Genomic DNA, 14546 nt, shown 5'->3' with positions numbered 1-14546 from the left:
CCTTCAGCAAACCACGCGAGGCCAGCCATGCGCACCGCCCCTTCCCCCTCCGACATCGCCCGCGATGTACTGACCGTCGAAGCCGAGGCGCTTGTCCAGCTGCGCGAAGGCTTGCCCGCCACCTTCGATGACTGCGTTAATCTGTTGCTGGGTGTAAAGGGCCGCGTCATCCTCTCGGGCATGGGCAAGTCCGGCCATATCGCCGCCAAGATCGCCGCCACCATGGCCAGCACCGGAACACCTGCGCAATATGTGCACCCGGGTGAGGCGAGCCACGGCGATCTTGGCATGATCACCTCGCAGGATGCGCTGATCCTGATCTCCAACTCCGGCGAAACCAAAGAGCTTGCGGATATCATCGCCCATGCCAAGCGCTTCGCCATCCCGCTCATTGGCATCACCAAGAAACCGGACGGCACGCTGGGCCGTCAGGCGGATCATGTCCTGCCGCTGCCAGATGCGCCCGAGGCCTGCGGGATCGGCATGGCGCCCACCACCTCCACCACATGCACGGCCGCTTTGGGCGATGCGCTGGCTGTTGCGCTCATGCGTCTGCGCGGATTTGAAAAGGAAAACTTCCTGGCTTTTCATCCCGGGGGCACGCTCGGCGCGCAGCTTCTGACCGTTTCGGCCGTGATGCACACCGGTAACGAACTGCCGGTTGTCCATGCCCAGACCCCGATGAGCGACACGTTGCTGGAAATGACAGCCAAGGGCTTTGGCGTGGCCGCGCTGATCGAGAACGGCAAACTCATCGGTGTGATCACCGATGGCGACCTGCGTCGCAACATGGCGGATCTGATGAGCCACAACGCGGGCGAGGTGGCCACCTCGAACCCCCGCACGATCCTGCCTGATGCTCTGCTCTCCGAGGCGCTTGGCGTAATGAACACCAACAAGATCAGCGCGCTCTTCGCCGTGGATGCGGACGGCACGCTGCAAGGCCTCGTGCATATCCATGACATCCTGAGGGCGGGCGTAGCCTGAAAGCAGAGAAGAAAGAGGCGCGCGCTTCTTCTTGGCGAAAAACTCCTGCCGGGGGCGCTATACTCTCACCGCATCCAATGCCGCGCGCAACGCATTCCATTGGGTGTCGAGCGGGTAGTGGTGGTTGCCGATAAAGAGCCCGTTGCGGTCGATATCATCCGCATGGCGCAGCTCCCCATGAATGCGGTGGGGCATATGGCGTGTCACCACCTCATTCTTGGCGAAGTTTCCGGCCACGATGGGGCGGCACTCCACACCATGCTGGGTCAGCGACGCGATCAGCGCGGCACGCTCAAACCCGGCCTCGGGCTGCACCACCATCGCAAATCCGAACCAGCTGCTCTCGCCGATCTCCCGCTGAATGCGTAACTCCGGATAGGACTGCATCAGCGCCCGGAACCGCTCCGCATTCGCACGCCTTTCGCGCACGATCATCGGCAGCTTGGCGATCTGTTCCTGACCGATGGCCCCGCTCATCTCAAGCGGACGCAGGTTGTAGCCCGGCAGCACGAATTTAAAACTCTCCTCGAACGGATCGTCGCTCTTGGTGCCTGTTACGTGGTTCACCTTGGGCAAATGCCGGGTCCAGCCATGCGACCGCACGCTCAGCATGATGTGGTAAAGCTCTTCATCGTCGGTGACGACAAGACCGCCTTCCATCGTGGCAATATGATGAGAGAAGAACGAGCTATAGGTGCCCGCGATCCCGTACGTGCCGGCCTGACGGCCCTTGTAGGTGGCGCCAAGCGACTCGCAATTGTCCTCAAACACAAGAATATCGCGGTCACCGACGATTGCCTTGATCCGGTCGAAGTCATTGGGATTGCCAAGCAGGTTCACCACCATGATCGCGCGTGTCTCGGGTCCGATCGCCGCCTCCAGCGCATCCAGGTCATAGTTCAGCGTCTCAGGATCGATATCGACGAATTTCTGCACCAGGCCGTACTGGTGCAACGGATAATACGTCGTCGACCAACTGACCGCCGGGACGATGACTTCGGCCCCCTCGGGCAGATTATGCGTCGAGTGATAGCGCAGCGCCGCGATCATCAGCAGGTTTGCCGACGAACCGGAATTGACCATCACCGCATAGGCAGATCCCATCGCAGCGGCAAACTGTTCTTCGAAGGTGCGCACCTCGGCCCCCATCGAGAACATGCCGGATTTGATCACCCGGTCGATGGCGGCATATTCGCGCTCGTCCCAGCTTGTCGTCGCCAGAGGAAAGGTGATCTCGCTCATGCGTGATGCTCCTTGAAATGCTCGTATGTCAGCGCCAGCCCGTCCGCTAATGACGTCCGGGCACACCAGCCAAACGACTTGGCACGGTCGACCGAAACCAGCTTCTGTTTCATGCCCGTTGGCTTGGTGAGGTCATGAGTAAACGTGCCCTCCCAGCCGATCACGCGGGCGGCTTCGGCGTAATAGTCGTTGATTGAACGGTCTTCCCCAAGCCCGACATTCATGAAACCCGGAAGCTCATCGAACCGGGCCGCCGCTGTCCAGATCGCGTCAGCCAGGTCGCCGGCGAACATGAATTCCCGCCGCGCGGTCCCGTCACCCCAGATCTCGACACTTGCCGCACCACTCAGCTTCGCCTCATGCACCTTCCGGATGATCGCAGGCACCAGATGCGACCGCGCCGGGTCGAACTTGTCATGCAGCCCGTAGAGGTTACAGGGCATCAGGGTCTTGTAGCTGAGCGCCTCATTTTCATCCGAGACAAAGGCGCAGAGCCGCGCCACCGCGAGCTTGGCCAGTCCATACCCTTCGTTCGTCGGCTCCAGCTCGCCCTTGCCAAGGCTCTCCTCGGCCAGTGGGTTGGGCGCATCATGCGGATACATGCAACTGCTGCCAAGGTTGAGCAGGCGCGGCACACCCGCCGCTTTCGCGGCCAGCACGATGTTCAGCCCCATATCCATATTGTCGGTCAGAAACCCGGCCTTGTTGGCCATATTGGCCTGAATGCCGCCAACCCGCCCGGCGGCATGGATCACCAGATCGGGCTTAGCCTCGGCCACGGAGGCGATGACCGCAGCGCGATCGGTCAGGTCAAGCTCGACTGACGATGGTGCGATGATCTCATGCCCCGCAGCCGCAGGATCATCCTGCACCGCGCGGCCGACCATACCACGCCCGCCAGTCAGAAAAACCTTCATGAATGCGCCTGAGCCCGCAACTGGGCTTCGGCTTCGGCGAGGTCGGATGTTACCATCTCATCCACCAACGCCTCGAAACTCGTCTCAGGCTCCCAGCCCAACTGCTGCCGCGCCTTTGAGGCATCCCCCAGCAAGGTCTCTACCTCGGCCGGACGGAAATATTGCGGATCAACCCGCACCACGACGCGACCATCCTGATCCCGCGCCACTTCCTCGACGCCTGCCCCTTCAAACGTAAGGTGCATGTCGAGCTTCTCTGCAGCGCGCGACACAAACTCCCGCACCGAATATTGTTGCCCCGTGGCAATCACATAATCCTCGGGCGTCTCCTGCTGGAGCATGAGCCACATCATCTGCACATAGTCACGTGCATGGCCCCAGTCGCGCCGCGCATCCATATTGCCCAGAAGCAACTCGTCCTGCATGCCAAGCTTGATCCGTGCCAGCGCCCGCGTGATCTTGCGGGTCACAAAGGTTTCTCCGCGGATGGGGCTCTCATGGTTGAAGAGAATGCCGTTACAGGCGTACATGCCATAGGCCTCGCGATAATTCACCGTGATCCAGTAGGCATAAAGCTTGGCCACCGCATAGGGCGAACGCGGATAGAAGGGCGTTGTCTCTTTCTGCGGAGTTTCCTGCACCAGCCCGTAAAGCTCCGAGGTGGACGCCTGATAGAAGCGCGTCGTCTCTCCCATGCCCAGGAACCGGATCGCCTCCAGAAGGCGAAGCGCTCCCATCGCATCGGAATTGGCGGTATATTCCGGCTCTTCAAAACTGACCGCGACGTGGCTCTGCGCCGCAAGGTTATACACCTCGTCAGGCCGTACCTTCTGCAGGATATGCGTAAGCGACGAGCTGTCTGTCATGTCCCCATGATGCAGCTGGAACTGCCCTGTGCGCCCCGGCTCGCCTTCGAACAGATGGTCGATCCGCGCGGTGTTGAACAGCGAGGTGCGCCGCTTGATGCCATGCACCTCGTAGCCCTTGCCCAGAAGAAACTCCGACAGATACGCCCCGTCCTGTCCGGTTACGCCGGTAATCAGTGCTTTTTTCAAGATCCGCGCCCTCTAGCTGATGTTATTCCCGATTAGCGCCATTGGCCCGCTTTGAACAGACCCCCGGCAGCGCCAGAAGCCTTCCCCTCTTCTTCTTGGCCAAAATACTCCCGCCGGAGGCAGACCCGCACAGCGACCTTTCCCGGCGGGTCAAATACAGCGCCCACCATCCACTTCCATACAGACACCCGTAATCATGCTGGCCTCGTCCGAGCACAGGAAAGCGGCTGCATTTCCCATATCTTCAGGCGTCGAAAACCGGCCCAAGGGGATGGTGCTAAGAAACTTGGCGCGCATCTCGGGGGTATCTTCACCCATGAAGCTGGCCAGAAGCGGGGTCTCGCCCGCCACCGGGTTCAGGGCATTCACCCGGATGCCGAGCGGTGCAAGCTCAACAGCCATGGCCTTGGTCGCGGTGATCATCCACCCCTTGCTGGCATTGTACCAGTTCAGCCTCGGCCGCGGACTCACTCCGGCGGTCGATGCCACATTCAGGATCGTCCCTGTCCCGCGCGCCTTCATCCCGGGCACAAAGGCACGCGCGGTCAGGTAGACCGATTTGCAGTTCACGGCCAGAACTCTGTCAAAATCCGTTTCGTTCACTTCTTCAAGCGGCTGTGGCAGATGGGTGATCCCTGCATTGTTCACAATGATATCCGGTGTCCCGAACGCCGCCACTGCTGTGTCATGCATGTCTTGTACGCTGGCTGCCTCGGACACATCGACCGCACAGGCCTCTGCACCAAGTTCAGCCGCCATAGCCGTCGCTCCGGTGGCATTGAGGTCCGCGATCATTACGCGGGCCCCTTCGGCGACGAATTTCCGGGCGATTCCCGCTCCGAAGCCGCTTGCCGCTCCGGTAATTACCGCCGTCTTCCCTTTCAGCCGCATAACCGCGCCTCCCTTGCCTCTCTTCATCCTCTGGCCTATCGCTTTTGCCTCTCAAGCGCCAGTCATGCGCACCTGCGCCTTTTCGGGTCGGGCACGCCGTTCGCTTGAGGCCACAGGCCAGTCCTAACAGGGCCTTGGAACATCCCAGTCCACGTCTTGAACCCCGATGAACCGGGCGAGACGAGTCAGCTCGGCCTCGAACCTGTCGAGCCTGATCGGTTTCCATTTCACGCCGGGTTCGGGCCAGAAGCCGGTGACACGCATCCATCCTTCCGCCCGGTCCGCCTTGATCTCGCATCGGCCGACAAACCGGTCTCCCTCCAGAAGCGGATACACGTAGTATCCCCAGCGCCGCTTTTCCGCGGGGACGAACATCTCGTTGCGATACTCGAAGCCAAACAGGCGCTGCAATCGCATACGGTCCCGTATGGCGGGATCAAACGGATTTAAGATACGCAGGCGTATGGTTGGCGAGGGTGCCTCATTGAGCCGCGTTTCGATATCCGGCGCGCCCCAGGCCTCTTGCCAGCGCCCGTTGGCGCCTTGCACGTCGACCGGAACCAACTGCCTGCGGTGCAACCAGCCCCGAGCCTCTACCGCGCTCATCGCCTCCCAATAGCGCTGCACCTCGCCGCAAGTACCCATTGAAATTCGGTCAAGCGCTTGATCACAAAGCATATCTATCTGTTCAACATCCTCTGGCCCCTCCCGAAGGTGGGCGGGAAAAACCCGTTCTCCGAGGTTGTAAAACTTTACGAAGGCTTCGCGGTAGCAGGTGGCCAACTCCCCCGCATACCACATCTGATCCAGTGCCTTCTTATGCGGTGGACGGGCCCACATTTCGCGGCTTTCCGCTTTGGTCTCAAACGCATGGGTCGACAGCGCGCCTTCCAGTTCAATACGCTTGCGTATGTTGCCAATCTCGCCGCTATCCAACCCCGATTGATACCACGCCCCCCGCGCCGCTTTTTCCCCGAGCCTGCGAAACTGGCGTTGCCAGATGGGCAATGTTTCCATCGGGATGAGCGACGCATCATGTGTGAAATGTTCGAACAGCTCCCGCTTTTTCAACAGCGGCCAGAGCATGCCTTCGCGATAATTCTGATTGCGGGTCCACAGGATGTGATTATGCGCCCGGGTGACATTGCGGATCGTGTCGATCTGAACAAATCCAAGCTGCCGGATGATCGCCATGACATCGAGCTTGCCAACGGGCGTCGCGGACAGGCCATTGGTCCAGAGCCAGAGCCGTCGCGCGTCGCGATTGGCGATCTTCAGCCGTGCCACTACTCGTTCATATACAGCAGCACATGATCCAGATCCCGCCCCTTCATGCTGAGGGCCGTATCATAGTACAGCAGCCCTGTCTGACAGGCGTTGGTCGTCGATGCGCGGTTCATATTTTCCATGGCGGCCGCCACACCTTTCAAGTTCGGATCGCTCTCAATACGGCTACGTACGGCCGCGTTCAGTTTCTCCTGAATGCGGGCACTGTCCGCCGGGCTGAGTGTCTTGGGCGCCTTGCTTACGCCAGTACGGATGGCCGTCCGCTGCAGCTGATAATATCGCTTTAACGTATCGGCGCTCAACCGGGCTTCGGCACGGCTAATGGTGCGCTCCAGCCGTCTTTCTGACATACGCCCCTTAATGATCAGGCCGCATTCATTGACGGACATGGCATTCAAGATTGCCGATTGCACCTTGAAGTAGAAAATCTTGTCGCTGCGAGACAGATTTGTGTAGCCGGAATCGAAAAGTGGTGCGATCAACCCCTCAGGGGCCCAGCCATTAGGAAGGTTACCATTGTACAGTCCGATCAGCCGGTCGGCGACATAGCCGGCGATCACCTTGTCGTTCCACAACCGCTGCTCGTGATCCACCACAAGATCCAACTGCGGGCTTTTGTACCCCAGTTGCGCCATCGCCTCGCGCGTTCCTTTCAGCTCGGGAATCTGACCGATGAATTCAATCAGTTCCGTCCGCGTCGGCGGCGACTGTTGCGCCAGGCTCGCACCGCTCAAGGTGGCCATGATCAGGGTCAGACAGGTGAACAGAGCTTTCAGATACAAAGGAGGTCTCCTGTCCCGCAATTTCCTGGTCGCTGCATCCCGAACACAATGGTTTACTCCACTTCTGGCCGCAACCTAAAAACCCGTGATCGCCCTATGCGGCAAGCTGGGCACAGCATCGATCAGCGCGCGGGTATACTCATGGCGAGGGTTGGCAAAGACATCTTCTGTCGTGCCCTGTTCCACGATCTTACCGGCCTGCATTACCATCACCCGGTCCGTCACGTTGCGCACAACGCTCAGATCATGGCTGATGAAAAGATAGGTCAGGCCAAACCGGTCGCTCAACCCGGCCAGCAGGTCGAGGATCTGAGCGCGGACTTGCACATCCAGCGCCGAGACCGCCTCATCAAGAATGATCAGCCTGGGCCGGATGAGAAGTGCCCGCGCAATGGCGATGCGTTGCCGCTGTCCCCCTGAAAACTCATGTATGTACTTTTCGGCATCCGCCGCGGTCAGCCCCACGCTCTCCAACGCCTCTGCAACAGCCGCCTGTCTCTCGGCTCCTTTGGGAGGGTCCGCTGCCAGATGAAACGGCTCTGCAACCAGGCGCCCGACCTTGTGGCGCGGGTTGAAGCTGCCATAGGGGTCCTGAAACACGACCTGCATCTGTGCCCGTGTGGCCCGGCTTACCTTCTGGCCCGCGATGACGCGCTCGCCAAGCATCTCGATTGAGCCGCCCTGCAGCGCATCAAGGCCCAGAATGGCGCGCGTCAGCGTCGACTTTCCACACCCGCTTTCTCCGACAAGACCCAGGTTTTCCCCTTCGCGAATGTCAAAGCTGACCCCGTCAACGGCCCGGAACGTCCCCGGTTTGCCCGTCCAGCCCTTGCGCGGCGTCGTGTATTCACGCACCACATCGCGGACCCGCAGGAGCGGTGCCTCGCCCGGGTTTCCTTCGCGGTCGGGCCTATGGTCCGACGCCTCCAGAAGCGCCTGCGAATATGGGTGCGTGAGCCCGCCAAACCGTCCGGTTTCCAGCACCTGACCATGCCGCATGATCACAATCTCATCGGCCATGTCCGCCACCACACCCAGGTCATGACTGATCAGCAGGCATCCCATCTCATCCTCAGCCACCAGCCGCCTGATCAGACGCAGCACCTCGGCCTGCGTGGTCACGTCAAGTGCGGTGGTCGGCTCGTCAGCGATCAGAAGCCGGGGCTTCAAAGCAATCGCCATCGCGATGCCCACGCGCTGACGTTGCCCGCCCGACAGCTCATGCGGAAACCGCCCCAGCGGGAATCGGTTCTGAGGCAGCTCTACCCGCTCCAGCGCTTCTGCGGCGCGGGCCATCGCTTCAGTGCGGCTGACCTTCTGGTGGATCAGGATCGTCTCGGCCACCTGGCGGCCGATCGGATGCAACGGGTTCAGCGCCGTCATCGGTTCCTGAAACACCATTCCGATTTCCGCGCCGCGCAGCGCACACATCTGCCGCTCGCTCAGCTCAAGAATCTCACGCCCGCCAAGTCTGATCCGCCCCGAGGCCCGCGCGCCTTCAGGCAATAGCTGCATCACGCTGAGCGCCGTCATCGACTTGCCGGAGCCGCTTTCGCCAATCACGCCGGTGATCTGACCCGGCTGCACCGAAAGGCTTACATCGCGCAGGACGGGCAGACCGTGAATGCTCATGCTGAGCCCGGAGATTTCCAGCAAGCTCATCGCGCCTGCCGCCTCAGCTTCGGGTCGAGCCGGTCACGCAGGCCGTCACCCATAAGGTTGAGCCCCAACACAGTCAGCAAGATCGCCAAACCCGGAAACAAGGCCAGATGTGGTGCGAAGGAGATCATCGTCTGACTATCCGCCAGCATCCGGCCCCAGCTCGGGATTGGCGGCTGCGCCCCAAGTCCGACATAGCTCAGGCCGGCTTCGGCCAGGATACCAAGGGAAAACTGGATCGTACCCTGAACGATAAGCAGGTTCGTTACATTGGGCAGAATGTGCTCGAATGAAATACGCGCAGCACCCTTTCCCGAAACCCGCGCAGCCAGGACAAAGTCTCTCGTCCACAGACTCAGAGCAGCCCCCCGCACCAGCCGGGCAAAGACAGGAATGTTGAAGATGCCGATGGCAATGATCGCATTGAGAGCGCTCGCACCGAACACGGCGGTGATCATGATCGCGATCAGCAGGCTCGGAAAGGCAAAGATCAGGTCGTTACCGCGCATTATAATCTCGTCGAGCCAGCCGCCGCGGTTGGCCGCCGCTGCAAGCCCGAGCGGCACCCCCAGCCCCATCCCTATCCCCACCGCGACAAGCGCCACCGCGATAGACGTGCGCGCACCAACCATGATCATGCTGAGAATATCACGGCCGAAATGATCCGTACCAAGCGGGTGCGCGAGTGACGGAGGCTTGAACTTTCCGGCAATGTCCATCGTCTCGATGTCGTAGGGGACCCAAAGAAACGACAGCAATGCCGCCCCGGTAAAGAGTGCTGTCAAGACAACGCCGAAGATGAGGTTTGCTCTCATCGGCGCCCCCTCAGCCTGGGATCGACCCAGGCATAGGCTATATCGACGGTGAAGTTCACTACGATCACCGCGAAGACAAGCAACATCACGACCGATTCCACCACGATGAGATCGCGCGCACTGATCGCCTTGAAGACAAGCTGCCCCAGACCCGGCAGGAAAAAGACATTCTCGATAATGATCGCGCCCGCCATCAGGAAGGAAAACTGCAATCCGATGATGGTCAGCACCGGGATCATCGCATTGCGCAGCGCGTGCCGCCGCAGCGCCTGCCCCCGGCTCAGCCCCTTGGCCCGGGCGGTGCGGATGTAATCCTCGCCCAACGTATCCAGAAGTGCCGAGCGCATGACCCGTGTCAGAATGCTCGCTTGCGGCAGCGCCAATGCGATGGCGGGCAGGGTGAGGCTCTTCAGCCCGGGCAAGAGCCCCTCTTCCCAACCGGCAAAACCACCCGCTCCGAACCAGCGCAGGGTGATGGCAAAGACAAGTACCATCAGCATGGCAAACCAGAAATTCGGAACCGCCACGCCCAGCTGTGTAACTCCCATCACGATCACATCTGCGGGCCGCCCCCGCCGGGAGGCGGCCCAGATTCCGGCCGGGAACGCAATCAGTACCGTGAGGCTAAGCGCATAGATCGCCAGAGGCAGGCTGATCCAGAGCCGATCGGCAATCATCTCCGCCACCGGGGTCCGATAGGTATAGGAGATGCCAAAATCCCCCTGCATCATCCCACCGAGCCAGCCCAGATAACGCGCGACAGGGCCCTGGTTCAGTCCAAGCTCTTCGCGCAGCGCGTTGAGCGTATCTTCCTGCGCGTTCATCCCCAGCATGAATCCTGCGGGATCCCCTGGCACGATCTCGAGCGTAAAAAAGATCACCGCCGACGCCACCAGCAATGACAGTCCCAGCGATACCAGTCGCCGCGCCACGTATCGCAGCATCAGCGCCCCCGCTCTTTTGCCGTTTGTAACATACTGTCGACAATGGCCCCGGCCCAACCCGTGGCCGGAACGCCGGGATCAGCGCGCCAGAAAATGCATATTTTCTGCCCCGTTTTCTGTGCAGAAAACGGCACCGGTCACTCCTCCCAATACACCCCGGTCAGATCGGTCGCCTGGGTTGGTGCATCCTTCCACAACCCTCGAATCTTTGCATTCGCCACGGTGGGCGTCGCCAACTGGAACAAATAGCCATTCACATAGTCCTGAGCGATCATGGTCTGCATTTGCGCCAGCAAATCCGAGCGTTTCATCGGGTCCGTCTCGGCGGTCAGCGCCGCGTTGAGCGCCTGGAAATCCGCACTGTCATACTGGAAATAGTAATCGGGCCGCGCATAAATCCCGATATCAAACGGCTCAGTATGGCTCACGATGGTCAAGCCATAATCCTTCCCCTTGAACACCTGCTCCAACCATTGCGCCCATTCAAGATTGCTGATCTCGGTGTCGATCCCCACCGCGCGCAACTGCGCCGCGACGATCTCCCCGCCGCGCCGCGCATAAGATGGCGGAGGCAGCTTCAGCGTGGTGCTAAACCCATCCGGCAGCCCTGCCTCGGCCAGCAACGCTTTCGCTTTCTCAGGGTCATAGGCGGAGGCCCCGGTCAGATCGACATAATCGGGATTGTGCGGTGCGAAATGCGTCCCGATGGGCGTGCCCAATCCGAACATCGCGCCATCAATGATCGCCTGACGGTCGATCGCATGGGCAATCGCCTGACGCACGCGCACGTCATCGAGCGGCGGCATCTTGTTGTTGGTGCTCAGGATCGTCTCGCCTTCGGTCGAGCCCACCAGCACCTGAAACCGCGGATCGGCTTCGAATTGCGGCAGGTTTTCGGGCGCGGGGTAGCCACCAAACACGTCGACATCCTCTGCCATCATCGCGGCGAAGGCCGCGGTCGGATCCGATATGAACTTGAACGTCACCTTGTCGAGCTTTGCCGCCGTGCCCCAATAGGCCTCATTACGCACCAGGGTGATCCGGTCCCCCTGCACCCAGTCGTCAAACTTGAAAGCTCCGGTGCCCACCGGCATCTGCTTGATCTCACCAATGCTTTCCGGTGCCACGATCACCGCGTCACCCCAGGCCAGGTTGAAAAGCAGGTTCCCGTTTGGCGCGCTCAGCGTGACTTTGACGGTGAGCTCGTCCACCACTTCGACATTCGCAATCCCCTCATAGAGGGCCTTTTGCGCGTTCTGGCTGGTCTCGTCCCGCGCCCGGTCTAGGGTGAATTTCACATCGCTCGCATCAAGCTCTGTCCCGTCATGAAAGGTCACGCCCTCATGCAGCTTGAAGGTATAGGTCAGCCCGTCGTCCGAAATCTCCCAGCTTTCCGCGAGGCCCGGGTTGACCGCGCCATCGGGGCCGAAGCGCGTCAGCCCCTCGAACACATTGGAGTAAAGCACCTGGTCAATCGCGCCCGCCGCGGCACTGGTCGGGTCCAGATGCGGCGGCTCAAGCTGCTGGCCCACCACGATCTCGCTTTGTGCTTGTGCCGTGACGGCCATCAGCCCAAACACCCCGGCAAGGGTTGCGCTTCTCAGCAGTATCATGGCTCTTCTCCCGTATGTTTCTGAGTGGTATCCCCACCTTCCACCCAAATCACGTTTCAATCAAGAAAATGCCGCGATAACAGAATGGTGGATTTTGCCGGTCCGACTTGATAGGCTTTCGCTGCAATGCAGCATAGCCGGAGCCCCAGATGAGCGCCACCGCACAGAAGACCGCCCCAATGCCCGACGATATTCGCGCGATGAAAGGCGGCACGCCCATCGTGAGCCTGACCGCCTACACCACACCCATGGCGCAGATGATGGATGGGGTCTGCGATTTCGTGCTGGTGGGTGACAGCGTCGGCATGGTGCTGCATGGTCTGCCTTCCACTCTTGGCGTCACAATGGAGATGATGACCCTGCATGGCGCAGCCGTCGCGCGGGGCCTGACAAAATCGCTTCTGGTGGTCGATATGCCTTTCGGCTCTTACGAAGAAAGCCCCGAGCAAGCCTTTCGCAACGCGGCGGCTCTGATGCGCGACACCTCGGCCGGGGCGGTGAAGCTCGAAGGCGGCACCCATATGGCCGAGACCATCGCTTTTCTCGTTGCGCGCGGTGTGCCGGTCATGGCGCATATTGGCCTCACGCCCCAGTCGATCAACACACTGGGCGGCTACAAGGTCCAGGGCCGCGACGATCAGGCTGAGCAACTGCGTGCCGATGCCCGTGCCGTATCAGACGCCGGAGCCTTCTCGGTTGTGTTGGAAAAGGTTCCAGCCACGCTTGCGGATACCATCACGGGCGAGATCACGATTCCAACGATCGGCATCGGCGCCTCACCCAATTGCGACGGCCAGATCCTTGTGGTCGATGACATGCTGGGCCTTTTTACCGCGTTCAAGCCGAAATTCGTCAAACGCTTCGGCACCCTCGGCGATGATGGCCGCGCCGCCATCCGGGCCTATGCCGACGAGGTGCGCGCCCGCAGCTTTCCCGCAGCTGAACATACGTTTTCCGACAAGGCTCCAACCAAATGATCCCTCCGATCCTTCGCACTCTGCCAGAGTTGCGCGCCACCACCCGCCCCTGGCAGCTTTCCGGCGCGCGCATTGGTGTGGTGCCCACCATGGGGGCCTTGCATGATGGCCACCTGTCCCTCGTCGCGGCGGCCAAGACCGTCTGCGATCATGTGATCGTCACGATTTTCGTGAATCCAAAGCAGTTCAACTCCGAAGAAGACCTCAAGAATTATCCCCGCACCGAAGACGAGGATGCCCGCAAGCTCGAACGTTTCGGAATTGATGCCATCTATTGCCCCGATGGCCCGCAGATCTATCCCGACGGCTTCGCCACAACGGTGTCCGTTGCGGGCCTGACCGACGTGATGGACGGCGTGATGCGCCCCGGCCATTTCGATGGCGTGGCCACGGTTGTTACCAAGCTCTTTACCCAGACCTCAGCGACCGATGCATTCTTTGGCGAAAAGGATTACCAGCAGCTTCAGGTCGTGACCCGCCTTGCGCGCGATCTCGATATCCCGCTCACCGTACATGGGTGCCCGACCATCCGCGAAATCGACGGGCTTGCCATGTCCTCACGCAACCTGCTGCTCTCCGATCGCGCGCGCACCCGCGCGCCGGCCCTTTATGAGGAGATGGAAGCCGTCGCCGAGGGCCTCCGCGACGGCCAGCCTTTTGCTGAGCTGCATGCCACGGCCCTCTCCCGTCTGGATGCTGCAGGATTTACCAAGGTCGAGTATCTCGATCTGCGTGCCGCCGATGACCTGAGTACGCTCAAGTCGCCCACACGCCCGGCGCGTCTGTTTGCCGCCGCGTGGCTGGCGGGGGTGCGCCTGATCGACAATATCGCCGTTTAGACATCGATGTCCGCCCGCAGGACGCCTCCTCACCTGTTGTTGCGATCAATACCCCTCAGACAGGTCGTGCATTGAGCCGTCGCAAGATCGCTGTGGTTAGGTGCCGTTGGGCGAATGAGGCCGGAGGGACGCGCGACTTGTCCGCACAAAGGCTTACGCCTTCTTCACCATCGGCCCCATGTGACGGCCGCCCAGAATATGCAGATGATAATGCGGAACTTCCTGCACACCGTCGGGTCCGGCGTTGGAAATGGTCCGATAACCTTCACCGGAACCATCGGGGCAGACACCCTTGATCCGGCAAACCTCCGCGGCAGCACGGGCGAAATCCGTCAGCTCTGCGTCAGACGCCTCAGCACAAAAATGGTCGAAACACACATAAGCCCCCTTGGGAATTACCAGCACATGCACCGGGGCTTGCGGCTGTATGTCATTGAAGGCGAGCGTATGCTCCGTTTCGAGCACGGTATCATTCGGAATTTCTCCACGCAGGATCCTGGCGAAGATATTCTGATCATCATAGGCATAGGACATCGGG

Annotated in this window: 14 protein-coding genes; 3 read left to right on the top strand and 11 right to left on the bottom strand. The window is 60.6% G+C overall.

The features are described from left to right. The first annotated feature begins 27 nt into the window (after positions 1–27). The gene (locus EI983_RS00910) at positions 28–987 is read left to right on the top strand and encodes a KpsF/GutQ family sugar-phosphate isomerase (RefSeq protein ID WP_157705408.1); all 960 of its coding nucleotides are present in this window, start codon (positions 28–30) and stop codon (positions 985–987) included. A 57-nt stretch (positions 988–1044) separates the two neighbouring features. On the opposite strand, the gene EI983_RS00905 is transcribed toward EI983_RS00910, so the two are convergent. From EI983_RS00905 to EI983_RS00860, 10 genes are all read right to left on the bottom strand, one after another. After that, positions 1045–2229 carry a DegT/DnrJ/EryC1/StrS family aminotransferase gene (locus tag EI983_RS00905; RefSeq protein ID WP_157705406.1) on the bottom strand — a complete coding sequence of 395 codons (1185 nt, stop codon included), beginning with the start codon at positions 2227–2229 and terminating at the stop codon, positions 1045–1047. Next, the gene (locus EI983_RS00900) at positions 2226–3146 is read right to left on the bottom strand and encodes a GDP-L-fucose synthase family protein (RefSeq protein ID WP_157705404.1); all 921 of its coding nucleotides are present in this window, start codon (positions 3144–3146) and stop codon (positions 2226–2228) included. The genes EI983_RS00905 and EI983_RS00900 overlap by 4 nt, the downstream gene beginning before the upstream one ends. Beyond that, complete coding sequence (gene gmd / locus EI983_RS00895) at positions 3143–4201, bottom strand: GDP-mannose 4,6-dehydratase (RefSeq protein WP_198389354.1); 1059 nt, start codon at positions 4199–4201, stop codon at positions 3143–3145. Before gmd ends, EI983_RS00900 begins: the two co-directional genes overlap by 4 nt. A 150-nt stretch (positions 4202–4351) precedes the next feature. Beyond that, positions 4352–5092: an SDR family oxidoreductase gene (locus EI983_RS00890; protein ID WP_157705401.1), complete on the bottom strand. Its 741-nt coding sequence runs from the start codon at positions 5090–5092 to the stop codon at positions 4352–4354. 123 nt (positions 5093–5215) lie between these two features. Beyond that, the gene (locus EI983_RS00885) at positions 5216–6379 is read right to left on the bottom strand and encodes a winged helix-turn-helix domain-containing protein (protein WP_157705399.1); all 1164 of its coding nucleotides are present in this window, start codon (positions 6377–6379) and stop codon (positions 5216–5218) included. Continuing rightward, the gene (locus EI983_RS00880) at positions 6379–7161 is read right to left on the bottom strand and encodes a hypothetical protein (protein ID WP_157705397.1); all 783 of its coding nucleotides are present in this window, start codon (positions 7159–7161) and stop codon (positions 6379–6381) included. The genes EI983_RS00885 and EI983_RS00880 overlap by 1 nt, the downstream gene beginning before the upstream one ends. A 75-nt stretch (positions 7162–7236) precedes the next feature. Next, a complete protein-coding gene (locus EI983_RS00875) occupies positions 7237–8823 on the bottom strand; it encodes an ABC transporter ATP-binding protein (protein WP_157705395.1) in 1587 nt (528 codons plus the stop codon). Further along, a complete protein-coding gene (locus EI983_RS00870; RefSeq protein WP_157705393.1) occupies positions 8820–9635 on the bottom strand; it encodes an ABC transporter permease in 816 nt (271 codons plus the stop codon). The genes EI983_RS00875 and EI983_RS00870 overlap by 4 nt, the downstream gene beginning before the upstream one ends. Next, complete coding sequence (locus EI983_RS00865; protein WP_157705391.1) at positions 9632–10579, bottom strand: ABC transporter permease; 948 nt, start codon at positions 10577–10579, stop codon at positions 9632–9634. Before EI983_RS00865 ends, EI983_RS00870 begins: the two co-directional genes overlap by 4 nt. 137 nt (positions 10580–10716) lie before the next feature. Next, complete coding sequence (locus EI983_RS00860) at positions 10717–12147, bottom strand: ABC transporter substrate-binding protein (protein ID WP_157708940.1); 1431 nt, start codon at positions 12145–12147, stop codon at positions 10717–10719. A 194-nt stretch (positions 12148–12341) separates the two neighbouring features. Here EI983_RS00860 and panB point away from each other — a divergent pair, with 194 nt between their 5' ends. Together panB and panC are read left to right on the top strand one after the other, a co-directional pair. Next, positions 12342–13169, top strand: coding sequence for a 3-methyl-2-oxobutanoate hydroxymethyltransferase (gene panB / locus EI983_RS00855; protein ID WP_157705389.1), 828 nt, complete (start codon positions 12342–12344; stop codon positions 13167–13169). Further along, the gene (gene panC / locus EI983_RS00850; protein WP_157705387.1) at positions 13166–14008 is read left to right on the top strand and encodes a pantoate--beta-alanine ligase; all 843 of its coding nucleotides are present in this window, start codon (positions 13166–13168) and stop codon (positions 14006–14008) included. Before panB ends, panC begins: the two co-directional genes overlap by 4 nt. 153 nt (positions 14009–14161) lie before the next feature. Here panC and EI983_RS00845 read toward each other — a convergent pair whose 3' ends face one another. Then, positions 14162–14542: a histidine triad nucleotide-binding protein gene (locus EI983_RS00845; protein ID WP_157705385.1), complete on the bottom strand. Its 381-nt coding sequence runs from the start codon at positions 14540–14542 to the stop codon at positions 14162–14164. Between the last annotated feature and the right edge of the window lie 4 nt (positions 14543–14546).

The sequence above is a fragment of the Roseovarius faecimaris genome (genome assembly GCF_009762325.1).
Taxonomy (GTDB): Bacteria; Pseudomonadota; Alphaproteobacteria; order Rhodobacterales; family Rhodobacteraceae; genus Roseovarius; species Roseovarius faecimaris.
This window is presented reverse-complemented; position numbering and strand designations above follow the sequence as displayed.